A 24279-nucleotide genomic window follows, 5' to 3' on the forward strand; every position below is an offset into this window, starting at 1 on the left:
GAGAGTACGCGCCGGGCGCCGGGAACAGGGGACCTGTGGACAACCCGTCGGTGACGCCCGGCGGGGGTGCGCGCTACAGTCCCCGGAACAGCGACGTTACTGATCGGTAAGGGGAGCGGCATGAGGCTTGGCATCAACCTCGGCTACTGGGGCGCCGGGATGGACTCCGACAATCTCGTGGTGGCGCAGGAGGCCGACCGCCTCGGCTACTCCGTCTGCTGGGCCGCCGAGGCGTACGGATCCGACGCCGCCACCGTGCTCTCCTGGGTCGCCGCCCAGACCGAGCGCATCGACATCGGCTCCGCCATCTTCCAGATCCCGGCGCGGACGCCCGCCATGACCGCGATGACGGCCGCCACCCTGGACTCGCTCTCCGGCGGCCGGTTCCGCCTCGGTCTCGGCGTCTCGGGCCCGCAGGTCTCCGAGGGCTGGTACGGCGTCAAGTTCGACAAGCCGCTGGCCCGCACCCGCGAGTACGTCGAGATCGTCCGCAGGGCGATGAGCCGCGAGCGGCTGTCCTACGAGGGCGAGCACTGGACGCTGCCGCTGCCCGGCGGCCCGGGCAAGCCGCTGAAGCTCACCGTCCACCCGCAGCGCCCGCACATCCCGCTCTACATCGCCGCGATCGGCCCCAAGAACCTGACGCAGACCGGCGAGATCGCCGACGGCGCCCTGCTGATCTTCCCCGCCGCCGAGAACCTGGAGGAGACCGCGGTCGCCCACCTCCGGGCCGGCCGGGAGAAGGTCGGCAAGACCCTGGACGGCTTCGACATCTGTCCGACGCTGCCGCTGGCCGTCGGCGCCGACAAGGACGTCAGCGCGCTGGCCGACATGTTCCGCCCGTACACGGCGCTCTACGTCGGCGGCATGGGCAGCCGCAAGCAGAACTTCTACAACCAGGCGGCCCGGCGGATGGGCTACGAGAAGGAAGCCGCCGAGATCCAGGACAAGTACCTGTCCGGCGACAAGGAGGGCGCCGCCGCGGCGGTCCCGGAGAAGCTGATCGACCAGACCACGCTGCTCGGCTCGGTCGAGCGGATCGCCGACCGGATGCGGGCCTACGCGGAGGCCGGGGTGACCACGCTGACGCTGTCCCCGGCGGGCTTCGGACTGGAGGACCGGCTGGCCTCGCTGCGGGCCGGAACGGAGGCCCTGGAGCGCGCCGGGCTGGCATGAGCGCCGCCGGGCGAACGGACCGGCGGCGCTCAGCGAGAGGCGCCCGGTGAAACGCCCGGTAGCGACCGGCGAAGGGCCCGGCGCCGGGGCAGCCGGACCTCGGGCCTATCCGGGAGCCTGCGGCCGTGGTGGGGGCTCGGGGGATCTTCCCCGCCACGGCCGTCGCGCTGCACAACGCCGGTACGGGCGGCCGGGTTACGCCCCGCCACCCGGCCGCGCCTCGTCCGAACGGGCGAACGGGCGCCCCGCCCGGTTGCCGCGTCCGGAACGCCCGCTTTGACTGTTCGCGGGTGTGTCCGTTCGGAGGTGACGCAGATGCTCTCGGCCCGGAGCCTGTTCCAGGAGATCGTCGACGACGACGAGGCCTACCGTCTGTTCTGCTCCATAGCGGCGAGCGGTGAGGCCCAGGGCGGCTGGGAGAACGGCCGGATCGCCGCACTGCTGCCCGAGTCGCTGCGCGATCTGGCACCCAAGGTCGCCCGGCACGGCGCCGACGAGGACAAGCACGGCCGGATCTTCCGGGCCCTGCTGCGCAAGCGCGGGCTGTCCCCCACCGACGTCCCGGCGGCCACCGACTACACCATGCTCCTGGAACGGCGGGGCATCGGCCTGGCGCACGACAAGCTGCGCCGTGACGAGCCGCTCGGCGAGCTCGACATCATCACCTACCTCGCCCACAGCCGGGTCACCGAACAGCGCGCCGCCGACCAGATGGCCACGCTCGCCAGGCATTTCGGCGACCACCCCGAGGTGGGCAAGGCGATCCGGATGATCTCGAACGACGAGAGCAACCACCTCGCCTACTGCCACGAGGAACTGCTCCGCCTCGCCCGGGCCGGCCACGGGCGGACCATCCAGCGGGCCCTCCACGAATGCGCGCACGCCGAGATCGCCGTCCACCGGGACGTCAGCCTGGCCGTGATGGACCGCATGGGCCGCATCCTGAAGTGGCCGAGGGGGAAGTCCGCGGCGCTCACCGCCGGCATCGCGGCGGTGTACGGCTACGAGCGGCTGGGGGGCTGGCGGCGGATGGTCAGCCTCACGATGCCCGAGCGGCGGAACGCGCTGGGCGGCCCGGCCACCTCCGCCCCGGAGTTCGCGTGAGCCGGAGTTCGCGTGAGGACGCCGCCGAGGGTGCTTCCGCGCCGGGCCCTCAGAGCCAGCCGCGGCGCTTGAAGAGCCGGTAGAGCGACACCTCGATGAGGACCATCACCACGAGCACCCCCGGGTAGCCCCACTGCCACCTCAGCTCCGGCATGTTCTCGAAGTTCATGCCGTAGACCCCGGCGATCAGGGTGGGGACGGCCGCCAGCGCCGCCCAGGCCGAGATCTTGCGCATGTCGTCGTTCTGCCGGACGCCCATCTGTGCCAGATGGGCGGCGAGAATGTCCGAAAGCAACCGGTCCAGGCTGTCCACCGACTCATTCGCGCGGGTGAGGTGGTCGTCGACGTCGCGGAAGAACGGCCGGGCGTGATCGTGCACGAACGGCACTCCCGGGTTCTGCAACCGGGCCATCGGCTCCGCCAGCGGGCCGGTCGCCCGTCGGAACTCCATCACCTCGCGCTTGAACGCGTAGATCTGCGCGGCGGTGTTCCGGGTGTCCCGGCCACGGACCGGAGCGAACACCTCCGCCTCCAACTCCTCCATGTCCAGGGCGAGTTCTGCGGCCACCTCGATGTAGTGGTCGACCACCGCGTCGCTGACCGCGTAGAGCACCGCGCCCGGCCCGTGCCGCAGGATCTCCGGATGCTCCTCCAGCCGGCGCCGCACCGCCGCCAGCGGGCTGGCCTCGCCGTGCCGGACGGTCACCACGAACGAGTCCCCCACGAAGACCATCAGCTCCGACGCGGTCACCGTGTCGGCCCGGGTGTCGTACGTGACCGGCTTCAGCACCAGGAACAGCGAGTCGTCGTAGACCTCCAGCTTGGGCCGCTGGTGCGCCTTGAGCGCGTCCTCGACGGCCAGCGGGTGCAGCGCGAACTCGCTGGTCACGCGGTCGAACTCCTCCCGCGTCGGCTCGTACATCCCCAGCCAGAGGAAGGAGTGCCCCTCCGCCCGCGCCGCCGTCAGGGCGCCGGAGAAGTCGGCCGCGCAGTCCCTGCGGCGGCCCTCCCGGTAGATGGCGCAGTCCACGATCACACCAGGCATTCTCGCGCGTCCCCGGGACCCCTGCCAGGAAGCGGTACCCGGAACGTAGGGTGGCGGGCATGCCCACGCTGATCCTGGTGCGGCACGGCCGCTCCACCGCCAACACCGCCGGAGTGCTCGCCGGGCGGGCGCCCGGCGTCGCCCTCGACGAGCACGGCGCGGCCCAGTCCGCCGCGCTCCCCGCGCGGCTGGCGCGGGTACCGCTCGCCGCCCTCGTCTCCAGCCCCCTGCAGCGCTGCCGGGAGACCATGGCGCCCCTGCTGGCGGCCCGGCCCGGGCTCACCCTGCACATCGAGGACCGGATCAGCGAGTGCGACTACGGCGACTGGTCGGGCCGCAAGCTGGCCGAGCTGACCGACGAGCCGCTGATGGAGGCCGTCCAGCAGCACCCGTCCTCGGTCGCCTTCCCCGGGGGCGAGTCGATGCGGGCCATGCAGGCCCGCGCGGTCGACGCGGTCCGCGACTGGAACGCCCGCGTCGAGCAGACCCTCGGCGCCGAGGCCACCTACGCCATGTGCTCGCACGGCGACATCATCAAGTCCCTGGTCGCCGACGCGCTCGGCATGCACCTCGACCTCTTCCAGCGGATCTCGGTCGAGCCCTGCTCCCTCACCGTGATCCGCTACACCCGGCTGCGCCCCTACCTCGTACGCCTCGGGGACACCGGCGACTTCGCCTCGCTGGTGCCCCGGGACGACGGCGGCAGCCCGGCGGCGGACCGGGACGCGGCCATCGGCGGTGGTGCGGGCGCAGGGTGATCAGTCGGCGCAGTAGGGTGGTGCGACGGCGCTGCCCGCCGCCCCTGCGGTCCGCAGGACCCGCAGCGACCGCAGTGACCCCGCAGTCGAGCAATCGGAGCAGGACGTTGTCCCGTCAGGTGTTCTTCTACGACGTACCGGATCGCTTCGTCGCCGGTACGGTCGGGCTGCCTGGCCGCCGTAGCTTCTACCTCCAGGCCACCGCGGCCGGCCGGACCACCAGCGTCGCCCTGGAGAAGACCCAGGTCGCGGCGCTCGCCGAGCGGATCGACGAGCTGCTGGACGAGGTCGTCCGGCGCAGCGGCGGCAACGCCCCGGTCCCTGCCGTCTCGCCCGCCGAGCTCACCGACACCGCCCCGCTGGAGATGCCCGTCGAGGAGGAGTTCCGGGTCGGCACGATGGCGCTGGCCTGGGACGGCGAGGACGAGCGGATGATCGTCGAGGCCCAGGCGTTGGTGGAACTGGAGGCGGACAGCGAGGAGGACCTCGCGGACGCCGAGGAACGGCTGCTCCAGGACGACGAGAACGGCCCGCCGATGCTGCGGGTGCGCCTGACCGGGACGATGGCCAGGGCGTTCGCCAAGCGGGCCCTGGAGGTCGTGAACGCCGGCCGCCCGCCGTGCCCGCTGTGCAGCCTGCCGCTCGACCCGGAGGGACACGTATGTCCGCGCCAGAACGGATACCGGCGGGGCGCCTGAGCGCCATGGAGCCCGCCGTCGAACCGGCCGGGCAGCTGCCCGGCCCCACCGGACCGCAGGACCCGCCGGTAGTGGCGGAGCCCGCCGGCGGGCTGACGGACTCCTTCCTCACCGAAGGCGAGCTGACCGTGCGCGGCCGCATCCGGGAGGCGTCCAACGCCGTGCTCTACTGCACGGTCACCCACGACGGCCGCACCGCCTCGTGCGTCTACAAGCCCGTCGCCGGCGAGCGCCCGCTGTGGGACTTCCCCGACGGCACGCTCGCCCAGCGCGAGGTCGCCGCGTACGAGATCTCCCGCGCCTGCGGCTGGGACCTGATCCCGCCGACCGTGCTGCGCGACGGCCCCTACGGCACCGGCATGGTCCAGGAGTGGATCGACCCGCCGGAGAGCAGCGACGAGGTGCCCGAACTGCTGGCGCTGGTGGAGGACGCCGAGCCCGGGCCCGGCTGGAAGGCGGTCGGCTTCGCCGAGCTCGGGGAGGGCCGCACCGCGCTGCTGGTGCACGCCGACCACCCGCGGCTGCGGCGGCTCGCGGTCCTCGACGCGGTGATCAACAACGGTGACCGCAAGGGCGGCCATCTGCTGCCCGGCGCCGACGGCGAGTTCTTCGCCATCGACCACGGCGTGACCTTCCACACCGAGGACAAGCTGCGCACGCTGCTGTGGGGCTGGGCGGGCGAGCCGCTGACCGAGGAGGCGCAGGAGGTGCTGCGGGGGCTCGGGGACGCCCTGGCGGACTCCGCGCCGCTCGCCGCCCGACTGGCCGAACTGCTCACGGCCGCCGAGATCGACGCGCTGCGGGCGCGGGTGGCCGGGCTGCTGGAGGGCGGCCGGCACCCCGAGCCGAGCGGGGAGTGGCCCGCCATCCCCTGGCCGCCGGTCTGAGCCCGCCCGGGACCCCTTCCGGACCGCTGAGGCGCGTATGCACGTCCGGCCGCGAACCGCAAGACCGCCTTTCCGGCCAAGACCCCTGGTCCGGTTCGTATGCGGAACATGCATCCGGTTACGCTCATGGCATGCATGCATGGCCCGCTTCTGAGGTCCCCGCCCTGCCCGGTCAGGGCCGCGACCTGAGGATCCACGACACCGCGACCGGCGGACGGGTGACCCTCGCCCCCGGTCCCGTCGCCCGTATCTATGTCTGCGGCATCACGCCGTACGACGCCACCCACATGGGGCACGCGGCGACCTACAACGCGTTCGACCTGGTTCAGCGCGTGTGGCTCGACACGAAGCGCCAGGTGCACTACGTGCAGAACGTCACCGACGTCGACGATCCGCTGCTGGAGCGGGCGCAGAAGACCGGCGACGACTGGACCGCGCTCGCCGAGCGCGAGACCGCCCTGTTCCGCGAGGACATGACGGCGCTGCGGATGCTGCCGCCGCAGCACTACATAGGCGCCGTCGAGTCGATACCCGGCATCGTCCCGCTGGTGGAGCGGCTGCGCGACGCCGGCGCCGCCTACGAGCTGGACGGCGACATCTACTTCTCCGTCGCCTCCGACCCGCACTTCGGCGAGGTCTCCGGACTCGACGCCGAGGCGATGCGGCTGCTGTCCGCCGAGCGCGGCGGCGACCCCGAGCGCGAGGGCAAGAAGAACCCGCTCGACCCGATGCTGTGGATGGCCGCCCGCGACGGCGAGCCGAGTTGGGACGGCGGTTCGCTGGGCCCCGGCCGGCCCGGCTGGCACATCGAGTGCGTCGCGATCGCCCTGGACCACCTCGGCATGGGCTTCGACGTCCAGGGCGGCGGCTCCGACCTCGCCTTCCCGCACCACGAGATGGGCGCCTCGCACGCCCAGGCGCTCACCGGCGAGCACCCGTTCGCCAAGGCGTACGTGCACGCCGGGATGGTGGCGCTGAACGGCGAGAAGATGTCCAAGTCCAAGGGCAACCTCGTCTTCGTCTCGAAGGTGCGGCGCGACGGCACCGACCCGGCGGCGATCCGCCTGGCGCTGCTCGCGCACCACTACCGCGCCGACTGGGAGTGGACCGACGCGGTGCTCGACGAGGCCGTCGAGCGGCTGGCGCGCTGGCGCGCCGCGGTCTCCCGCCCCGACGGCCCGCCCGCCGAGGCCCTCCTGGAGGAGATCCGCACCGCGCTCGCCGACGACCTGGACTCCCCGGCCGCGCTGGCGGCCGTGGACCGCTGGGCCGCCGCGCAGCAGGCCGACGGCGGCACCGACGAGGGCGCCCCCGGCCTCGTCTCCCGCGCCGTCGACGCGCTCCTGGGCGTGGCCCTCTGACGGCCCTCGCCTGACCCCCGTCCCGCGAGGGGCGCCCGTACCGGCCGGTGCGGGCGCCCCTTTTCCGCGCCCGCCCCGCGCCCGCGCCCGGGCCGGGCGACCGGAAATCCAGGAATCCGGCGCAAGAATCCATGGTGGGCCGCCCCGCCGGCGGGCTAGAGCTTTCCGGCATGAGGAAACCAACAGGACTGCGGGCGGCGGTCGTTGCCGCGCTGCTCGGGCTCGTGGTGGCGGTCGCCGGCCCGGCCGGCAGCGCACCGGCCGCCGGCCCCGCGCCCGCCCACACCGTCGGGGACGTCACCGGCTTCGAGGCCGACGGGCCCGTCTACCACCTGCACGCGGGCCGGGCCGAGGCCCGCGTCAGCTTCGTGACGGACCGTACCTTCCGCCTCGAACTCGCCCCGGACGGCACCTTCTCCGACCCCACCGGCAAGGACATCGTGCTCCCCCAGGGCACCCCGCCGGCCACCCACTGGCGCGACGCCGGCGACGCCTACGAACTCAGCACGGCCGAGGTCACGTTGACGGCGTACAAGGCACCGCTGCGCTTCGAGCTGCGCCGGGCCGACGGCTCGCTGGTCTGGTCCGAGACCAAGGGCCTGAGCTGGGACGACAAGACCACCACGCAGACCCTCGCGCGCGGCGCCACCGAGCAGTTCTACGGCGCCGGCATGCAGAACGGCCGCGGCAACACCTCCCACCGCGGCCACACCGTCGAGGTGGGCGTCGACTACAACTGGGACGACGGCGGCCACCCCAACTCCGTCCCCTTCTACCTCTCCACCGCCGGATACGGCGTCTTCCGCAACACCTACGCCCCCAACACCTACGCCTTCGGCGATCCGGTGACGACCACCGCGAAGGAACAGCGCTTCGACGCCTATTACTTCGCCGGGCCGCGCACGAAGGACGTCATCGGCCAGTACACCGCACTGACCGGAAAGCCCTTCCTGCCGCCCGTGTACGGCCTGGAGATCGGCGATTCGGACTGCTATCTGCACAATGCGAACCGCGGGGAACGGCACACCCTGGATTCCCTGAAGGTCGCCGACGGATATGTGCAGCACGACATGCCCAACGGCTGGATGCTGGTGAACGACGGCTACGGCTGCGGATACGAAGACCTCGGCCGGACCTCCCAGGGGCTCGGCGACCGCAAGATGAAACTCGGGCTGTGGACCGAGGACGGCATCGCCAAACTCGCCGACCAGGTCACGGCCGGCCAGCGGATCGCCAAACTCGACGTGGCCTGGGTCGGCGACGGCTACAAATTCGCCCTGGACGGCTGCAAGGACGCCTACCAGGGGATCGAGGACAACAGCGACGCACGGGGATTCACCTGGGCCCCGGAAAGCTGGGCGGGCGCGCAGCGGTGCGGCGTCCAGTGGTCCGGCGACCAGAGCGGAAGCTGGGAATACATCCGCTGGCAGATACCGACCTACGCCGGCGCGACGATGTCCGGGCTCGCCTACACGACCGGTGACGTGGACGGCATCTTCGGCGGCAGTCCCAAGACGTACGTCCGCGATCTGCAGTGGAAGGCCTTCCTCCCGGCGGTCATGACGATGGACGGCTGGGCCGCCAGCGACAAACAGCCCTACCGCTACGGCGATCCGTACACGGCCGTCAACCGGAAATACCTGAAGCTGAAGGAATCGCTGCTGCCGTACATGTACTCCTACGCGGCCGAGGCGACCCGGACCGGGGTCGGGCCGGTGCGTCCGCTGTCGCTGGAATACCCCGACGACCCGAAGGCCGCCACGGACGCCGCGAAGTACGAATTCCTCTCCGGCCAGGACTTCCTGGTCGCCCCCGTCTACCAGGACACCGACACCCGCGACGGCATCTACCTGCCCAAGGGCACCTGGATCGACTACTGGTCCGGACGCACCTACCGGGGACCGGTGACCCTCGACGGCTACAGCGCGCCGCTGGACACCCTGCCGCTGTTCGTCAAGGCCGGCGCCGCCGTGCCGATGTGGCCCGGCATCAGGTCCTACCAGGACCGGACCGCCGGTTCACCGCTCGCCTGGGACGTCTACCCGCAGGGCCGCTCGTCGTTCACGCTCTACGAGGACGACGGGGTGACCCGCGCCCACCGGACGGGCGCCGGCGCCACCCAGCGGGTCGACGTCACGGCACCCCGCTCCGGCGCCGGTGACGTACATCTCGACGTCGGGCCCTCGAAGGGCTCCTTCCACGGCAAGCAGACCAGCCGGCCGTACGAGTTCACCGTGCACACCGGGGACGCACCGCGCGGGGTGGAGCTGGCCGGCCGGCCGCTGAAGCGGCTGCCGTCCGCGCGCGCCCTCGAAGCGGCCGGGCAGGGCTGGTACTACGACCCGGCCGACCGCGGCGGAGTCGTCCACGTCACGACCGCCGCCCGCCCCACCGACCGGGCCTTCGGCCTGACGCTCAAGGGCGCCAGCGCGGTCGGCGGCCGGACCCCGGGCGCGGGCGTCACGGTCACCACCCCCGGCGGCCAGGAGGTCACCAAGGGCGCGCCGACGACCGTACGGACCGCGGTGACGGCCGGGACCCGGGACGCCACGGACGTGTCGGTGTCGCTGTCCGCGCCCGAGGGCTGGCGGGTCTCCGCGCCGGCACACCACGGCCGGCTCGCGGCCGGCGGCACCGCCCGCGACGCGCTGACCGTGACCGCGCCCAAGGACGCCGGCAGCGCCGACCCGGTGACCGTCACCGCCACCGTCCGCTACCGGGCGGCGGGGGCACCGCGCACCACCGTGCACCGCTTCGAGGTACGGCCGGTACCGCCCGCGCCGGCCGCCGACACCTGGGCGAGCGACATGGAATGGCTGACCGCCACCAATGGCTACGGCCCGGCCGAACGGGACCGCAGCAACGGCGAGTCGGGCCCGGCGGACGGCCATCCGCTCACCCTCGCCGGGAAGACGTACGCCAAGGGCATCGGCGCGCACGCCAACGCGGACCTGGAGTTCTTCACCGGGGGCCGCTGCACCTCGTTCACCGCGGACGCCGGGATCGACGACGAGATCGCCGACTACGGGGAGGTCGCCTTCTCCGTGGAGGCGGACGGCAAGGTGCTGTGGACCTCGCCGAAGCTGACCGGGAAGTCGGCGCCGGTGGCGGTGGACGTACCGCTGCGCGGCGCCCGGCACGTACGGCTGAAGGTGACCGACACCGACGGCAAGAAGTCCGGTGACCACGGCGACTGACCCCGGGCCGTCCTCGTCGGGCCGCCGGGAGGAGTCGGACGGGCCGGCGTCCTTCGGGCCGGTGCCGGGCTCGCGCGGTTCCTTGGAGGCCGGGCGGGGCGGCCGGGTGCGGCCGCTGGTCGTGTCGCGGAGGTAGGAGCTGTCCCGGCCCTCCGCGAGCCCGCCCTCGGTGGCCACGCCGGGGCCGGACTGCGGGTCGCGGCGGCGCAGATAGCGCTCGAACTCGCGGGCGATCGCCTCACCGGACGCCTCCGGCAGGTCCGCGGTGTCCCGCGCCTCCTCCAGCGACTGCACGTACTCGGCGACCTCGCTGTCCTCCGCCGCCAGCTGGTCCACGCCCAGCTGCCAGGCCCGTGCGTCCTCGCTCAGCTCGCCCAGCGGGATGCTGATGTCGAGGAGGTCCTCCAGGCGGTTGAGCAGCGCGAGGCTGGCCTTCGGGTTGGGCGGCTGGGAGACGTAGTGCGGCACCGCCGCCCACAGGCTCACCGCCGGCACGCCCGCGTGGGTGCACGCCTCCTGGAGGATCCCGACGATGCCGGTCGGGCCCTCGTAGCGCGACTCCTCCAGGTCCAGCCGGCGGGCCAGGTCCGCGTCCGAGGTGACCCCGCTGACCGGGACCGGGCGGGTGTGCGGGGTGTCCCCGAGCAGCGAGCCCAGCACCACCAGCATCTCCACGCCCAACTCATGGGCGAAACCGAGGATTTCGTTGCAGAACGAGCGCCAGCGCATGCTCGGCTCGATGCCGCGGACCAGCACCAGGTCGCGCGCCCGGCCCTTGCCGTTCGCATCGCTGACCCGGACCACGGAGAGCCGGGTGGTCGGCCAGGTGATCTTGCGTACGCCGCCGTCGAGGAAGACGGTGGGACGGTTCACCTGGAAGTCGTAGTAGTCCTCGGCGTCCAGCGCGGCGAAGACCTCGCCCTTCCACTCCCGGTCCAGATGGGCGACCGCGGCGGAGGCGGCGTCGCCGGCGTCGTTCCAGCCTTCGAACGCGGCCACCATGACCGGGTCGATCAGCTCGGGCACCCCCTCCAGCTCGATCACCCAGCGCCTCCTTCCGACCGGCCCGGCCGTCGGGGACGGCGGCCGGCAGCAGTTCCATTACGTGCGCCACCAAGCCTACGGCTTGTGTGGGCCCGGTCCGCAGCCCCTGTGCACGAACACGTCCCGAGTCATCCGATCTGTGGCCGAGGTCATGCGTCCTTGCTTCCTCAACTTCCGCCCGACATTCGGTACGGGGTCTGGACGGCGCCTCAGGGACGGGTCTATACATCGGATGACCCGGAAAGGTCCGATGTTAGCTCCGCCGGCAGGAACGATGTTCCTCCGCTACTCCCCAGGGGCGTGCGCATGGCCGCGACCGGCACCGTCACCGCGTTCGAGATCCACGACGTCCGCTTCCCCACCTCGGAGCGGCTCGACGGCTCGGACGCCATGCACCCCGACCCCGACTACTCCGCCGCCTACCTCGTCCTGCACACCGCCGGCGGACCGCGCGGCCACGGCCTGTGCTTCACCCTCGGCCGCGGCAACGACGTGATGGCCGCCGCGATCCGGTCCCTCGCGCCGTACCTCGTCGGCCGCCCGGTGCCCGCCACCGCCGCCGACCTCGCCGCCCTGCACCGCGACCTCACCCACGACTCCCAGCTGCGCTGGCTCGGCCCCGAGAAGGGCGTGATGCAGATGGCGGCCGGCGCGGTCCTCAACGCCGCCTGGGACCTGGCCGCCCGCCGGGCCGGCCTGCCGGTGTGGGAGTTCCTCGCCGCGATGACCCCCGAGGACCTCGTCTCGCTTGTCGACTTCCGCTACCTCTCCGACGCCCTCACACCCGGCGAGGCGCTGGCCCTGCTGCGCGCCGCCGAGCCCGGCCGGGCCGCCCGCGCCGCCCGCCTGAAGGCCGAGGGCTACCCCGCCTACACCACCTCGCCCGGCTGGCTCGGCTACGACGACGGCAAGCTGGTCCGGCTCGCCAAGGAGGCGGTGGCCGACGGCTTCGGGCAGATCAAACTGAAGGTGGGCGCCGACCTCGACGACGACAAGCGGCGGTTGCGGCTGGCCCGCGCCGCGGTCGGCCCCGGCGTACGGATCGCGGTCGACGCCAACCAGCGCTGGGACGTGGCCGAGGCGGTCCGCTGGATGACCGCGCTGGCGCCGTACACCCCGTACTGGATCGAGGAACCGACCAGCCCGGACGACGTGCTGGGGCACGCCGCGGTGCGCTCCGGGCAGCCGGTGAAGGTCGCCACCGGTGAACACGTCGCCAACCGGGTGGTGTTCAAACAGCTGCTGCAGGCCGGCGCGGTGGACTTCGTCCAGATCGACGCGGCACGGGTGGCCGGGGTCAACGAGAACCTGGCCATCCTGCTGCTCGCCGCCAAATACGGCGTCCCGGTGTGCCCGCACGCGGGCGGCGTGGGCCTGTGCGAGCTGGTGCAGCACCTGGCGATGTTCGACTACGTGGCCGTCTCGGGCAGCCGGGACGACCGCGTCATCGAGTACGTCGACCACCTCCACGAGCACTTCGTCCACCCGGTCGTGATCGAGCACGGCCGCTACCGGGCCCCGGCCGCCCCCGGCTTCTCCGCCGAGATGCACCCGGCGTCCCTCGCCGCCCACCGCTACCCCGACGGGCCCGTGTGGCGGGCCCGCCGGACCACCGAGGAGGCCCTCGCATGACGGACTTCGACGGCCTGGCCGCCCTCGTCACCGGCGGTGCCTCCGGCATCGGCGCCGCCACCGCCGCGCTGCTCCTCGAACGCGGCGCCCAGGTGGCCGTACTGGACCGCGACCCGGCCGGCGCCCCGCCCGGCACCCTCGCGCTCACCGCCGACCTCACCTCCGCCGCCGCCGTACGCGCCGCCGTCGACGAGGCGGCGGCCGAACTCGGCGCCCTGCACACCCTCGTCGGCAACGCCGGCATCGGCGCGATCGGCACCGTCGAGGACAACGACGACGAGGAGTGGCGGCACGTCCTGGACGTCAACCTCCTCGGCCTGGTCCGCACCGCCCGCGCCGCCCTGCCCCACCTGCGCCGGGCGGCCCGGGACCGCCCCGGAGCCGTGTCGATCACCCACACCTGCTCCATCGCCGCCACCGCCGGACTGCCGCAACGGGCCCTGTACGGCGCCAGCAAGGGCGCGGTGCTGTCGCTGACGCTCGCCATGGCCGCCGACCACGTCCGCGAGGGCATCCGGGTCAACTGCGTCAACCCGGGCACCGCCGACACCCCGTGGATCGGCCGGCTGCTGGCCCGGGCCGACGACCCGGCGGCCGAACGCGCCGCCCTCGACGCCCGCCAGCCGATGGGCCGGATGGTCACGGCCGGCGAAGTGGCCGCCGCCATCGCCTCGTTGGCGTCCCCGGCCGCCGCCGGCATCACCGGCACCGCGCTCGCCGTCGACGGCGGCATGCAGGGCCTGCGCCTGCGCCCCGCGACCTGACCCGGCCGCGGACGGAAAAGCCCACCCGACCGACCAAGGGACTCCCATGAGACTGCGTACGACCGGCGCGGCGGCGGGTGCCGCGGTGTCCGTCCTCGCCGCCCTCGCCGCGCTCACCGGCTGCAACCGCGGCAGCGACGCCGCCGGCCGGATCGGCATCGACCTGCCCCGCACGGACACCGACTTCTGGAACTCCTACGAGCAGTACCTCCAAAAGGACCTGGACCACGGCGGCCCGGCGGCCCTCCCGCTGTCCAACTCCCAGAACGACATCGCCAAGGTCGTCGCCGATGTGCAGGCGCTGACCGGCCAGGGCGCCAAGGCGATCGTGATGGCCCCGCAGGACACCGGGGCCATCAGCGCCGAGCTGCAGCGGCTCGCGGCGAAGAAGATCCCTGTCGTCAGCGTGGACACCCGGCCCGACGACGGCACCGTCTACATGGTCGTCCGCGCCGACAACCGCGCCTACGGTGAGAAGTCCTGTGACTACCTCGGCCACAAGCTCGGCGGCCGGGGCCGGGTCGCCGAACTCCAGGGCGACCTCAGCTCGGTCAACGGGCGGGACCGCTCCGAGGCGTTCGCGGCCTGCATGAAGAAGAAGTACCCGAAGATCACCGTGCACGAGCTGGCCACCGACTGGAAGGGCGAGGTCGCCTCCGCCAAGCTGCAGAGCCTGCTCGCCCAGCACCCCGATCTCGACGGCCTCTACCTGCAGGCCGGCGGCGCCTTCCTGCAGCCCACGCTCGCCCTGCTGGAGCAGCGGAAACGGCTCGTACCGGCCGGCTCCGCCGGGCACCTCACCATCATCTCCAACGACGGCATACCGGACGAACTGGCCGCGATCCGCGCCGGCACGATCGACGCCACCCTCTCCCAGCCGGCCGACCTCTACGCCAAGTACGCGCTCTTCTACGCGCGGGCCGCGCTGGACGGCAAGACCTTCCGGCCCGGCCCCACCGACCACCACTCCACCATCGTGAAGATCAAGAACGGTCTGGAGGACCAGCTCCCGGCACCCCTGGTCACCAAGGCCAACGTCGACGACGCCACGCTCTGGGCCAACCAGCTCGACCGGCCCGGGAAGAAGCAGCGGCGATGACGGCCCACGAACCGCCGGCGGTGCACGCCGAGGGAATCGTCAAACGCTACGGCCCCACCCTCGCCCTCGACGGCGCCCGGCTGACCGTACGGCCCGCCGAGGCCCACGCCCTCGTCGGCCGCAACGGTGCCGGCAAGTCCACCCTGGTCTCCGTGCTGACCGGCCTGACCCGCCCGGACGCCGGCCGGGTCACCTTCGCCGGACGGCCCGCACCCCGCTTCGGCGACCCGGCCGGCTGGCAGCGCACGGTCGCCTGCGTCCACCAGAAGTCGATGACGGTGCCCGAACTGACCGTCGCCGAGAACCTCTTCCTGGGCCGCCTCCCGGGCGGCCGCACGCTGCGCTGGGGCGCCCTGCGGGCGCGGGCCGGCGAACTGCTCGCCACCTACGGCGTGGCGGTCGACCCGGCCGCCCGGATCCGCGAACTCGGCGTGGAGCAGCGGCAGTTCGTGGAGATCGCACGCGCCCTCTCGCACGGCGCCCGGCTGATCATCCTGGACGAGCCCACCGCCCGCCTCGACGCGGCCGGCATCGAGCGGCTCTTCGGCAAACTGCGGGCCCTGCGCGCCCAGGGCGTGGCCTTCGTGTTCATCTCGCACCACCTCCAAGAGGTCTACGAGCTGTGCGACACCGTCACCGTCCTCCGCGACGCCCGCCCCGTACTGACCGCGCCCGTCCCGGACCTCCCCAGGGACGAGCTGGTCGCGGCCATGACGGGGGAGGCGGCGGGTGCCGCGCGGCGCCCCCGGCCGGTCGCCCGCACCACGGGCGCACCGGTGCTGCGGGCCGAAGGGCTGGCGCTGCACGGCCGGTTCGGCCCGCTCGACCTGACCGTACGGGCCGGGGAGGTGGTGGGCCTCGCGGGCGCCACGGCCAGCGGGACCACCGCCGTCGGCGAGACGCTGGCCGGGCTGCGGGCCCCGGACGCCGGCCGGATCTCGGTGCGCGGCCGCCCGGTCCGCACCGGCAGCGTGCCGCACGCCCTCGCCGCCGGCATCGGCTACGTCCCCGAGGACCGGCACCGCGAGGGCCTCGTCCCCGGCCGCAGCGTCGCCGAGAACGCCACCCTCACCGTCGCCGACCAGCTGGGCCCGCTGGGGACCGTACTGCCCGCCCGGACCCGCGCGTTCGCCCGGCGGATGATCAGCGATCTGGACATCCGGACCAGCGGGCCCGGCCAGCCGGTCTCCGGGCTCTCCGGCGGCAACCAGCAGAAGGTCGTGATCGCCCGCGCGCTGGCCCGCCGGCCCGCCGTCCTGGTCGCCGTCCGGCCCACCAACGGCGTCGACGTCCGGTCCAAGGAGGCCCTGCTCGGCGTCGTGCGCCAGGTCGCGGACGACGGCAGCGGCGCCCTGATCGTCTCCGACGAACTCGACGACCTCCGGGTCTGCGACCGGGTGCTGGCCGTCTTCCACGGCCGGGTGACCGCCCACTTCCCACGCGGCTGGCGCGACCACGACCTGGTCGCCGCCATGGAGGGCCTGACGGACGGCCGCGCCGACGAGCGGCCGGCGGGCGACCGCAGCGACGACCCGCACGGAACGGAAGGGACCGCGCCATGACCGAGACCGCCTCGCCGCCGGCCACCGACCTGGGCGCCACCCCGACCGTCCGGCGCCGGCCCCGGATCGACCCGGCCCGCTGGCGGGACCTCTCCCTGGTGCCGGTGATCCTCGTCCTGGGCGTCATCGGCTTCATCGTCTCGCCCGCCTTCCTCACCCAGGACAACCTCATCGGGGTCGTCCAGCAGTCCACCGAACTCGGGCTGCTGGTGCTCGGCGAGGCGCTCGTCCTGATCAGCGGCCGGATGGACCTGTCACTGGAATCGACCATCGGGCTGGCGCCGGTGGTGGCGCTGTGGCTGGTGATGCCCGCGCACGGCGGCCGGTTCGCCGGCCTCGGGCTCTTCCCCGCCTGGACCGCGATCCCGCTGTGCCTGGCGGTGGGCGCGGCGGTCGGCGCGGTCAACGGCCTGCTGATCCTGGGGCTCAGGGTCAACGGCTTCATCGCCACCCTCGGCATGCTCACCATGCTGCGCGGCCTCCAGGTGGGCCTCTCCGAGGGCCAATCCATCGGCGACGTCCCGGAGTCCTTCGCCTATCTGGGCAAGGCCGACTGGCTGGGCGTCCCGGCCGCCGTCTGGATCTGCCTGGCGCTGTTCGCGCTCGGCGGCGCGGCCCTGGGCTACCTCCGGCACGGGCGGGCGCTGTACGCGATCGGCGGCAACCCGGAGGCCGCCCGCGCCGCCGGCATCCGCGTGGACCGGCTCACCTGGACCGTCCTCACCCTCGCCGGGGTGCTCGCCGCCTTCGCCGGCATCCTCTACACCGGCCACTACGGCGCGGTCTCCGCGAGCCAGGGCAACGGCTGGATCTTCCAGGTCTTCGCCGCCGCGGTGATCGGCGGCATCAGCCTCAAGGGCGGCCGCGGCACCCTCTTCGGCGCGCTCACCGGCGTGCTGACCCTCCAACTGGTCATCAACGTCATGACGCTGGGCGGGGTGCCGCCGCTGTGGACCCAGTTCCTCAACGGCGCGATCATCATCATCGCCCTGGTCATCTCCCGCTTCGCCAGCGGCGAGAAGCAGGACTGAGGGCCGCCGCAGATGCGCCAACAGCCAAGCGCATACCGCGAGTTGGGGTGCAGCGGGGTCACCGTCCCGCCCCTGGGCCTGGGCTGCGCCCCGCTCGGCAACCTCTACCGCGCCGTCCCCGAGGAGCAGGCCCGGGCCGTCGTCCACACCGCCCTCGCGGCCGGCGCCGGCCACTTCGACACCGCACCGCACTACGGCCTCGGCCTCTCCGAGGAGCGGCTCGGCCGGGCGCTGCGCGGCCGGGACCGGGACGGCTACACCCTCTCCACCAAAGTGGGCCGCCGGCTCCGCCCGCTCGCACCGGGGGAGGAGGCGGCCGGTGAGGGCTTCGTCGACACCCCCGCCCGGGCCCGCGTCCGCGACCTCTCCCGCGACGGCATCCACGCCACCCTCCAGGCGTCCCTGGAGCGGCTCGGCGTCGACCGCGTCGACATCGTCTACCTGCACGACGTCGAGCACCACCTGCGCGAGGTGTACGACACCGGCTTCCCGGCCCTCGCCGAACTGCGCGCCCAAGGGATCGTGCGCGCCATCGGCTTCGGGATGAACCACAGCGACGTCCTGGCCCGGCTCGTCGACGACCTCGACGTGGACGTGGTGCTCTGCGCCGGCCGCTGGACGCTGCTGGAGCGCACCGCCCTCGACGACCTGCTGCCGGTCTGCGCCCGCCGCGGCACCTCCGTCGTCGTCGGCGGGGTCTACAACTCCGGGCTGCTCGCCGACCCGTCACCCGGCGCCCGCTACGACTACGCCCCGGCCCCGCCCGCCCTGCTGCACCGCGCCCGCCGACTCGCCGCGGTGTGCGCGGAGTTCGGGGTGCCGCTGAAGGCCGCGGCGCTGCGCTTCCCGTTCGGCCACCCGGCCGTGGCCGCCGCCGTCGTGGGCGCCGCCACCCCCGGCGAAATGGCGGAGAACGCCCGGCTCTTCACCCAGGAGATCCCCGACGCCCTGTGGCACACGCTCGTCGCCCGCGGGCTGCTCGACCCCGACCTGCCACTGCCCCTCGCCCACCGCCCCGACGACCCCGGAGCACGCCCCTGATGCGCATCGACGCCCACCACCACCTGTGGGACCTCACCCGGCGCGACCAGCCGTGGATGGACGGGCCCTGGGCCGATCCGATCCGCCGCAGCTACGCGCTCGCCGACCTCGTCCCGCACCTGACCGCCCACGGCATCGACCGCACGGTGCTGGTCCAGTCGTCGTCCTCGTACGACGAGACCGCCGAACTGCTGGCGCTCGCGGCGGGGGAGGACCCGGTCGCCGGCGTCGTCGGCTGGGCCGACCTCACCGACCCGGCGCTCCCCGGCCACCTGGCGGCACAGCCGGCCGAACTGGTCGGCCTCCGCCACCAGGTCCAGGACGAACCCGACCCGGACTGGCTCACCCGCCCCGCGGTCCTCGGCGGACTGGCCGCCCTGGCCGCCGCCGGTCTCGTCTACGACCTGCTGGTCACCCCGCGCGAACTGCCCGCCGCACTCACCGCGGCCCGGGCCCTGCCCCAGCTGTCGTTCGTCCTGGACCACGCCGCCAAACCCGCGGTGGCGACCGGGGAGTGGCAGCCCTGGGCCGGCGCGGTCGACGCGCTCGCCGGGCTGCCGAACGTCAGCTGCAAGCTGTCCGGGCTGGTCACCGAGGCCGACCGGGACGCCTGGCGGCCGCCGCAGATCCTCCCCTACGCCCGGCACGTGCTGGACGCCTTCGGCCCGGGCCGGGTGATGTTCGGCTCCGACTGGCCGGTCTGCACCCTCGCCGCCGGCTACGGCGACGTCCTCGCGCTCGCGGAGGCCGCCACCACCGGACTCACCGCGGCCGAGCGCACGGCGGTCTTCGGCGGGACGGCGGCGCGGGTCTACGGGCTCGGGGCGCGGTAGCCGAACGGGGCGCGGCGCGGCGGCCGCAGCGGGCCGGGCCCCGCGCCGGGCCGCCGTGTCGGCGTCCGGTTTCCGCCGGCCCCGCGGCCGTCCGCGCCCGAGGATCGAGGCGTACCGCGGAGCGACGCGGTGCTCGTCCGCAGGGACGAACGAACACGCATGAAGGCGACGGTGACGACGATGACCGCGACGGTGATGGCTCCCACGACCCCCAAGACGGCGACCGCGGCGGGGGAGGGCGGCGACCGGCCGCTGGCGGGCAAGGTGGCCCTGGTGACCGGCGGCAGCCGCGGGATCGGGGCGGCGATCGCGCGCCGGCTGGCCGCCGGGGGCGCGGCGGTGGCCCTGACCTACCACAGCCGGCAGGACCTGGCCGACCAGGTGGTCAAGGAGATCGAGCAGGCCGGCGGGCAGGGCTGGGCGGTCCGGGCCGACGTGGCCGACGCCGAGCAGGTGTGGGCCTCGGTGGCCGGCGCCGTGGAGCGCTTCGGGCGGCTGGACATCCTGGTGAACAACGCCGGGACCGGCGTCCTCGGGCCGTTCGAGGGCATCTCCCTGGACGACGTGGACCGGGTGCTGCGCACCAACGTCCGCGGGCCGTTCCTCGCGGCGCAGGCCGCGGCCGCGCATCTGACCGAGGGTGGGCGGATCATCTCGATCGGCAGCTGCATGGCCGAGCGGGTCGCCTTCCCCGGCGGCACCCTCTACGCCACCAGCAAGGCCGCGCTGACCGGCCTCACCAGGACCCTGGCCAGGGAACTGGGGCCGCGCGGGATCACCGCCAACCTCGTCCACCCGGGCCCGATCGACACCGACATGAACCCGGCCGACGGCGAGAGCGCGGAGTTCCAGGCCGGGCTGACCTCCCTCGGCGCCTTCGGCCAGGGCACGGACGTCGCGGAGACCGTGGCCCATCTGGCGGGCGACGGCGGGCGCTACATCACGGGCGCCTCGATCGCGGTGGACGGCGGGTTCGCGGTCTGAACCGGGGGACGCCGGCCCGCGGCGACGGGCTGCGGTCGGCGGGCTGCGGCGGGGGACCGGGTCGCGGACGGCGGAGCGTTCACAGCGAGGTGCGCAGCCACTGCTCCACGCTGGCGATGTGCACCGTCGCCCAGGCCCGCGCCGCCTCCGCGTCCCGGTCGCGCAGCGCGCCGAGGATCGCCCGGTGCTCGGTGAGGGTGCGGGCCACCGCGTCCTTCTGGGTCAGCCCGCGCCAGATCCTGGCCCGGGTGGTCGGCCCGGACAGCCCGTCCAGCAGTGAGCAGAGCACGGAGTTGCCGGACGCCGCGACGATCCCGCGGTGGAACTCCAGGTCGGAGGCGACCAGGTCCTCCACGGACGGGCTCGGGCCCAGGGCGTCCAACCGGGCCTGAAGGGCGTCGAGTTCGTCGCCGCCGATCCGGCCGGCCGCCATCGCCGTGGCGGCGGGCTCCAGGATCCGGCGGACGGCGAGGAACTCCAGCACCGTGTCGTCGCGGTGGAAGTCCACCACGAAGCTCATCGCCTCCAGCAGCACCTGCGGATCGAGACTGGTGACGTAGGTGCCGTCGCCCTGGCGGACGTCCAGGATGCGGATGAGGGACAGCGCCCGGACCGCCTCGCGCAGCGAGTTGCGGGACAGCCCGAGCTCGGCCGCCAGCTCGCTCTCCTTCGGCAGCCGGTCCCCCGGCCGCAGCGCGCCGGAGACGATCATGCCCTTGATCTTCTCGATGGCCTCGTCGGTGACCGCCATGCCGACCTCCCAGACATCCGATGTCTGGGTCATTATGGCCCGCCGGGCCGCCCCCGACCGCCCCGGTGGCCGGGTACGACGAAGGGGCGGCCCCCGGGGCCGCCCCTCCGCGCTTCAGCAGGTGCCGGGATGCTGACGTGGCGTCAGCCCTCCAGCATGTCCTTGACCTTGGCCCGGACGTCCTCGGTGTCCAGCCCGCGGATGGTCAGCGTGGTGCGGCGGCGCAGCACGTCGTCGACGGTCTCGGCCCACTCGTTGTCCCGGGCGTAGGCGACCTGCGCCCAGATCTCCGGGGCGTCCGGGTGGATCCGCTCGGCCAGCGCCGGGTTCTCGTTCGCCAGCCGGACGATGTCGAAGGACAGCGAACCGTAGTGGGTGGCGAGGTGGCGCGCGGTCTCCGGGGCCATCCGGGGACCGGGGGTGCCGCCGTCGACGAGCAGCCGGTGGGCGACCGCGTTCGGGTTGGCGATACCGGGCAGCGGGAGCTTCTTCGGCAGCTGCGCGATCGGCTCCATGTCGTCGGCCAGCGGCTGACCGGGCAGCGCGGCGAGCTTGTTCATCACCGTCCGGCCGATGTGCCGGAAGGTCGTCCACTTGCCGCCGGCCACCGACAGCATGCCGCCGCTGCCCTCGGTGACGACCGTCTCGCGCTTGGCCTTGGAGGTGTCACCGGGGCCGCCCGGCAGCACCCGCAGACCCGCGAAGGAGTACGTGATCAGATCCCGGGACAGCTGCTGGTCGCGGATGGAGAAGGCGGCCTCGTCCAGGATCTGGGTGACGTCCTTCTCGTTGACCGAGACGTCCGCCGGGTCGCCCTCGAACTCCTCGTCCGTGGTGCCCAGCAGCAGCATGTCCTCCCAGGGGAGGGCGAAGGTGATGCGGTACTTGTCGATCGGGGTGGCCAGCGCCGCCTTCCAGGGGGAGGTGCGCTTGAGGACCAGGTGGGCGCCCTTCGACAGCCGGATGGACGGGGCCGCGTTCGGGTCCTCCATCTTGCGCAGGTGGTCCACCCACGGCCCGGTGGCGTTGAGCACCAGGCGCGCGTTGACCCCGAACTCCTGGCCGTCCGTACGGTCCTTGAGCTCGGCGCCGGTGACCCGGCCCTGGGTGAAGCGCAGCCCGGTGACCTCGGCGTGGTTGAGGACCGTGGCGCCGGCCGCGACCGCCGCGCGGACGGTCATCAGCGCCATCCGGGAGTCGTTCATCTGGTCGTCGCCGTACACGGCCACGGCCTTGAGGTTCTCCGTGCGCAGCTCCGGCACGTCCCGCTGTGCCTTGGCCGCGGATATCACGTGGCCGACGCCGTCGCCGAACGCGGACAGCGCGGAGTAGGCGAAGACGCCCGCGCCGAGCTTGGCCGCGCCGTGCGGGCCGCCCTTGTACACCGGCAGGTAGAAGGTGAGGGGGTTGGAGAGGTGCGGTGCGACGTCGCGGGACACCGCACGCCGCTCGAAGTGGTTCTCCGCCACCAGCTTGACCGCACCGGTCTGCAGGTAGCGCAGACCGCCGTGCAGCAGCTTGGAGGAGGCGGAGGAGGTGGCGCCGGCGAAGTCGCCGGCGTCCACCAGGGCCACCCGCAGTCCGGCCTGTGCGGCGTGCCAGGCGGTGGAGATGCCCAGGATGCCGCCACCGATCACCAGGAGGTCATAGGTCGCCTTGGAAAGCTGCTCCCGAGTCTCGGCGCGGCTCGGGTTCGAACCGTTGGCCGGGTGCGTCCCGAGGGCCGGGACGCTCTGCAGGGTGCTCATGTTGTGCTCCTCGTCAGCTCTCGTCGTCGAGCCAGCCCATGGTCCGCTCCACGGCCTTGAGCCAGTTCTTGTACTCGCGGTCACGGGTGGCCGCGTCCATGCGGGGGGTCCATTCGGCGGCCCGACGCCAGTTGGCGCGCAGTTCGTCGGTGCTGGACCAGAAGCCGACGGCCAGTCCGGCCGCATAGGCAGCGCCGAGGCAGGTGGTCTCGGCGACCATCGGGCGCACCACGGGCGCGTCCAGGAAGTCCGAGATGGTCTGCATCAGCAGGTTGTTGGAGGTCATGCCGCCGTCGACCTTGAGCGCGGTCAGGTCGACGCCGGAGTCCTTGGTCATGGCGTCGGTGATCTCACGGGTCTGCCAGGCGGTGGCCTCGAGAACGGCACGGGCGATGTGCGCCTTGGTGACGTAACGGGTCAGGCCCGCGATGACACCGCGCGCGTCGGAGCGCCAGTACGGGGCGAACAGGCCGGAGAAGGCCGGCACGAAGTACGCGCCGCCGTTGTCCTCGACCGTGCTGGCGAGGGTCTCGATCTCGGCCGCGCTGTTGATCAGGCCCATCTGGTCGCGCATCCACTGGACCAGCGAACCGGTGACGGCGATCGAGCCCTCCAGGGCGTAGACCGTCTGCTGGTCGCCGATCCGGTAGCCGACCGTGGTCAGCAGCCCGTTGTACGAGTTGACCGGCTCGTGGCCGGTGTTCATCAGCATGAAGGTGCCGGTGCCGTACGTGGACTTGGCCTCACCCTGGGCGAAGCAGGTCTGGCCGAAGAGCGCGGCCTGCTGGTCGCCGAGCGCCGAGGCGACCGGGACGCCGGCCAGCACACCGCCGGCGGTGTGGCCGTAGACCTCGGCGGACGACTTGATCTCCGGCAGCACGGCCGCCGGGATGTCCATCGACGCGAGGATCTTGTCGTCCCACTCCAGGCTGTGGAGGTTCATCAGCATGGTGCGGGACGCGTTGGTGACGTCGGTGACGTGGTGGCCGCCGTTGACGCCGCCGGTGAGGTTCCAGATGACCCAGGAGTCCATCGTGCCGAAGAGGATCTCGCCGCGCTCGGCGCGCTCGCGCAGGCCCTCGACGTTGTCGAGCAGCCAGCGGATCTTCGGGCCGGCGAAGTAGGAGGCCAGCGGCAGGCCGGTCTCCCGGCGGAAGCGGTCCTGGCCGACGTTGCGGCCGAGCTCCTTGCAGAGCGCGTCGGTGCGGGTGTCCTGCCAGACGATGGCGTTGTGGACCGGCTCACCGGTGTTCTTGTCCCAGAGGACGGTGGTCTCGCGCTGGTTGGTGATGCCGATGGCGCGCACGTCGTCGGCGGTGATGCCGGCCTTCTGCACGGCGCCGTCGACGACCTGCTGGACGTTGGTCCAGATCTCGGCGGCGTCGTGCTCGACCCAGCCCGGCTTCGGGAAGATCTGCTCGTGCTCCTTCTGGTCGACCGAGACGATCCGGCCGTCCTTGTCGAAGACGATGCAGCGGCTGGAGGTCGTCCCCTGGTCGATCGCCGCGATGAACGGGCCGTGGCCGTGGGAGGAGGTGCTGTGGGTGTCGCTCATGGTGTGCTC

Annotated in this window: 19 protein-coding genes and 1 pseudogene; 15 read left to right on the plus strand and 5 right to left on the minus strand. The window is 73.2% G+C overall.

Features of this window, described 5'->3' with window-relative positions; translation table 11 throughout:
- Positions 1–120: 120 nt before the first annotated feature.
- The gene (locus V2J85_RS27245) at positions 121–1176 is read left to right on the plus strand and encodes an LLM class F420-dependent oxidoreductase (RefSeq protein WP_330823044.1); all 1056 of its coding nucleotides are present in this window, start codon (positions 121–123) and stop codon (positions 1174–1176) included.
- A gap of 315 nt (positions 1177–1491) precedes the next feature.
- On the plus strand, positions 1492–2280 hold the full coding sequence (locus tag V2J85_RS27250; RefSeq protein ID WP_330823045.1) for a ferritin-like domain-containing protein: 789 nt from the start codon (positions 1492–1494) through the stop codon (positions 2278–2280).
- 49 nt (positions 2281–2329) lie between these two features.
- On the opposite strand, the gene corA is transcribed toward V2J85_RS27250, so the two are convergent.
- Positions 2330–3325 (minus strand): magnesium/cobalt transporter CorA, encoded by a 996-nt coding sequence (corA, locus tag V2J85_RS27255; protein WP_261952413.1) that lies wholly within the window; start codon positions 3323–3325, stop codon positions 2330–2332.
- Positions 3326–3384: 59 nt separating this feature from the next.
- On the opposite strand from corA, the gene V2J85_RS27260 reads away from it, so the two are divergent.
- The 5 genes from V2J85_RS27260 (at position 3385) to V2J85_RS27280 (ending at position 10226) form a co-directional block, all read left to right on the plus strand.
- Positions 3385–4083, plus strand: a complete 699-nt coding sequence (locus V2J85_RS27260; protein ID WP_261952414.1) for a histidine phosphatase family protein — start codon at positions 3385–3387, stop codon at positions 4081–4083.
- Between the two features lie 107 nt (positions 4084–4190).
- Positions 4191–4781 carry a DUF3090 domain-containing protein gene (locus V2J85_RS27265; RefSeq protein WP_261952415.1) on the plus strand — a complete coding sequence of 197 codons (591 nt, stop codon included), beginning with the start codon at positions 4191–4193 and terminating at the stop codon, positions 4779–4781.
- Between the two features lie 5 nt (positions 4782–4786).
- Positions 4787–5668: an SCO1664 family protein gene (locus V2J85_RS27270; protein WP_410011333.1), complete on the plus strand. Its 882-nt coding sequence runs from the start codon at positions 4787–4789 to the stop codon at positions 5666–5668.
- A gap of 131 nt (positions 5669–5799) precedes the next feature.
- A complete protein-coding gene (gene mshC / locus V2J85_RS27275) occupies positions 5800–7029 on the plus strand; it encodes a cysteine--1-D-myo-inosityl 2-amino-2-deoxy-alpha-D-glucopyranoside ligase (protein ID WP_261952417.1) in 1230 nt (409 codons plus the stop codon).
- Positions 7030–7199: 170 nt separating this feature from the next.
- Positions 7200–10226 (plus strand): NPCBM/NEW2 domain-containing protein, encoded by a 3027-nt coding sequence (locus tag V2J85_RS27280; protein ID WP_330823046.1) that lies wholly within the window; start codon positions 7200–7202, stop codon positions 10224–10226.
- 195 nt (positions 10227–10421) lie between these two features.
- Here the strand turns inward: V2J85_RS27280 and V2J85_RS27285 are convergent.
- A pseudogene (locus tag V2J85_RS27285) lies at positions 10422–11270 on the minus strand (PAC2 family protein); the annotation flags it as partial.
- Positions 11271–11576: 306 nt separating this feature from the next.
- Here V2J85_RS27285 and V2J85_RS27290 point away from each other — a divergent pair.
- The 8 genes from V2J85_RS27290 to V2J85_RS27325 all read left to right on the plus strand — a co-directional run bounded on the left by V2J85_RS27290 (position 11577) and on the right by V2J85_RS27325 (position 20216).
- Positions 11577–12902, plus strand: a complete 1326-nt coding sequence (locus tag V2J85_RS27290) for an enolase C-terminal domain-like protein (protein ID WP_261952420.1) — start codon at positions 11577–11579, stop codon at positions 12900–12902.
- Positions 12899–13666, plus strand: coding sequence for an SDR family NAD(P)-dependent oxidoreductase (locus tag V2J85_RS27295; RefSeq protein ID WP_330823047.1), 768 nt, complete (start codon positions 12899–12901; stop codon positions 13664–13666). Before V2J85_RS27290 ends, V2J85_RS27295 begins: the two co-directional genes overlap by 4 nt.
- A 46-nt stretch (positions 13667–13712) precedes the next feature.
- Positions 13713–14765 carry a sugar ABC transporter substrate-binding protein gene (locus tag V2J85_RS27300; protein WP_330823048.1) on the plus strand — a complete coding sequence of 351 codons (1053 nt, stop codon included), beginning with the start codon at positions 13713–13715 and terminating at the stop codon, positions 14763–14765.
- Positions 14762–16327: a sugar ABC transporter ATP-binding protein gene (locus V2J85_RS27305; protein WP_330823049.1), complete on the plus strand. Its 1566-nt coding sequence runs from the start codon at positions 14762–14764 to the stop codon at positions 16325–16327. The genes V2J85_RS27300 and V2J85_RS27305 overlap by 4 nt, the downstream gene beginning before the upstream one ends.
- Entirely contained in the window at positions 16324–17358 is a 1035-nt protein-coding gene (locus V2J85_RS27310; RefSeq protein WP_261952424.1) for an ABC transporter permease, read from the plus strand. The genes V2J85_RS27305 and V2J85_RS27310 overlap by 4 nt, the downstream gene beginning before the upstream one ends.
- Before the next feature lie 12 nt (positions 17359–17370).
- Positions 17371–18399 carry an aldo/keto reductase gene (locus V2J85_RS27315; RefSeq protein ID WP_330823050.1) on the plus strand — a complete coding sequence of 343 codons (1029 nt, stop codon included), beginning with the start codon at positions 17371–17373 and terminating at the stop codon, positions 18397–18399.
- Entirely contained in the window at positions 18399–19232 is an 834-nt protein-coding gene (locus V2J85_RS27320) for an amidohydrolase family protein (RefSeq protein WP_330823051.1), read from the plus strand. Before V2J85_RS27315 ends, V2J85_RS27320 begins: the two co-directional genes overlap by 1 nt.
- A 195-nt stretch (positions 19233–19427) precedes the next feature.
- Positions 19428–20216, plus strand: coding sequence for an SDR family oxidoreductase (locus tag V2J85_RS27325; RefSeq protein WP_330823066.1), 789 nt, complete (start codon positions 19428–19430; stop codon positions 20214–20216).
- Positions 20217–20295: 79 nt separating this feature from the next.
- On the opposite strand, the gene V2J85_RS27330 is transcribed toward V2J85_RS27325, so the two are convergent.
- The 3 genes from V2J85_RS27330 to glpK form a co-directional block, all read right to left on the minus strand.
- Positions 20296–20967 carry a FadR/GntR family transcriptional regulator gene (locus tag V2J85_RS27330; protein WP_261957199.1) on the minus strand — a complete coding sequence of 224 codons (672 nt, stop codon included), beginning with the start codon at positions 20965–20967 and terminating at the stop codon, positions 20296–20298.
- A 143-nt stretch (positions 20968–21110) separates the two neighbouring features.
- Positions 21111–22715: a glycerol-3-phosphate dehydrogenase/oxidase gene (locus tag V2J85_RS27335; protein ID WP_330823052.1), complete on the minus strand. Its 1605-nt coding sequence runs from the start codon at positions 22713–22715 to the stop codon at positions 21111–21113.
- Between the two features lie 13 nt (positions 22716–22728).
- Positions 22729–24270 (minus strand): glycerol kinase GlpK, encoded by a 1542-nt coding sequence (gene glpK / locus V2J85_RS27340; protein WP_261952428.1) that lies wholly within the window; start codon positions 24268–24270, stop codon positions 22729–22731.
- Positions 24271–24279 lie beyond the last annotated feature (9 nt).

The sequence above is a fragment of the Streptomyces bugieae genome (assembly GCF_036352915.1).
Classification (GTDB): Bacteria; Actinomycetota; Actinomycetes; order Streptomycetales; family Streptomycetaceae; genus Streptomyces; species Streptomyces endophytica.

Excerpts from the sequence above, each read along its gene's own strand:
- V2J85_RS27250 (WP_330823045.1), top strand. The coding sequence starts at position 1,492 with ATGCTCTCGGCCCGGAGCCTGTTCCAGGAGATCGTCGACGACGACGAG.
- V2J85_RS27335 (WP_330823052.1), bottom strand. The coding sequence starts at position 22,715 with ATGAGCACCCTGCAGAGCGTCCCGGCCCTCGGGACGCACCCGGCCAAC.
- glpK (WP_261952428.1), bottom strand. The coding sequence starts at position 24,270 with ATGAGCGACACCCACAGCACCTCCTCCCACGGCCACGGCCCGTTCATC.
- V2J85_RS27305 (WP_330823049.1), top strand. The coding sequence starts at position 14,762 with ATGACGGCCCACGAACCGCCGGCGGTGCACGCCGAGGGAATCGTCAAA.
- V2J85_RS27280 (WP_330823046.1), top strand. The coding sequence starts at position 7,200 with ATGAGGAAACCAACAGGACTGCGGGCGGCGGTCGTTGCCGCGCTGCTC.
- mshC (WP_261952417.1), top strand. The coding sequence starts at position 5,800 with ATGCATGCATGGCCCGCTTCTGAGGTCCCCGCCCTGCCCGGTCAGGGC.
- V2J85_RS27325 (WP_330823066.1), top strand. The coding sequence starts at position 19,428 with ATGGCTCCCACGACCCCCAAGACGGCGACCGCGGCGGGGGAGGGCGGC.
- V2J85_RS27245 (WP_330823044.1), top strand. The coding sequence starts at position 121 with ATGAGGCTTGGCATCAACCTCGGCTACTGGGGCGCCGGGATGGACTCC.
- V2J85_RS27295 (WP_330823047.1), top strand. The coding sequence starts at position 12,899 with ATGACGGACTTCGACGGCCTGGCCGCCCTCGTCACCGGCGGTGCCTCC.
- V2J85_RS27310 (WP_261952424.1), top strand. The coding sequence starts at position 16,324 with ATGACCGAGACCGCCTCGCCGCCGGCCACCGACCTGGGCGCCACCCCG.
- corA (WP_261952413.1), bottom strand. The coding sequence starts at position 3,325 with ATGCCTGGTGTGATCGTGGACTGCGCCATCTACCGGGAGGGCCGCCGC.
- V2J85_RS27270 (WP_410011333.1), top strand. The coding sequence starts at position 4,787 with ATGGAGCCCGCCGTCGAACCGGCCGGGCAGCTGCCCGGCCCCACCGGA.
- V2J85_RS27260 (WP_261952414.1), top strand. The coding sequence starts at position 3,385 with ATGCCCACGCTGATCCTGGTGCGGCACGGCCGCTCCACCGCCAACACC.
- V2J85_RS27300 (WP_330823048.1), top strand. The coding sequence starts at position 13,713 with ATGAGACTGCGTACGACCGGCGCGGCGGCGGGTGCCGCGGTGTCCGTC.
- V2J85_RS27290 (WP_261952420.1), top strand. The coding sequence starts at position 11,577 with ATGGCCGCGACCGGCACCGTCACCGCGTTCGAGATCCACGACGTCCGC.
- V2J85_RS27330 (WP_261957199.1), bottom strand. The coding sequence starts at position 20,967 with ATGGCGGTCACCGACGAGGCCATCGAGAAGATCAAGGGCATGATCGTC.
- V2J85_RS27315 (WP_330823050.1), top strand. The coding sequence starts at position 17,371 with ATGCGCCAACAGCCAAGCGCATACCGCGAGTTGGGGTGCAGCGGGGTC.
- V2J85_RS27320 (WP_330823051.1), top strand. The coding sequence starts at position 18,399 with ATGCGCATCGACGCCCACCACCACCTGTGGGACCTCACCCGGCGCGAC.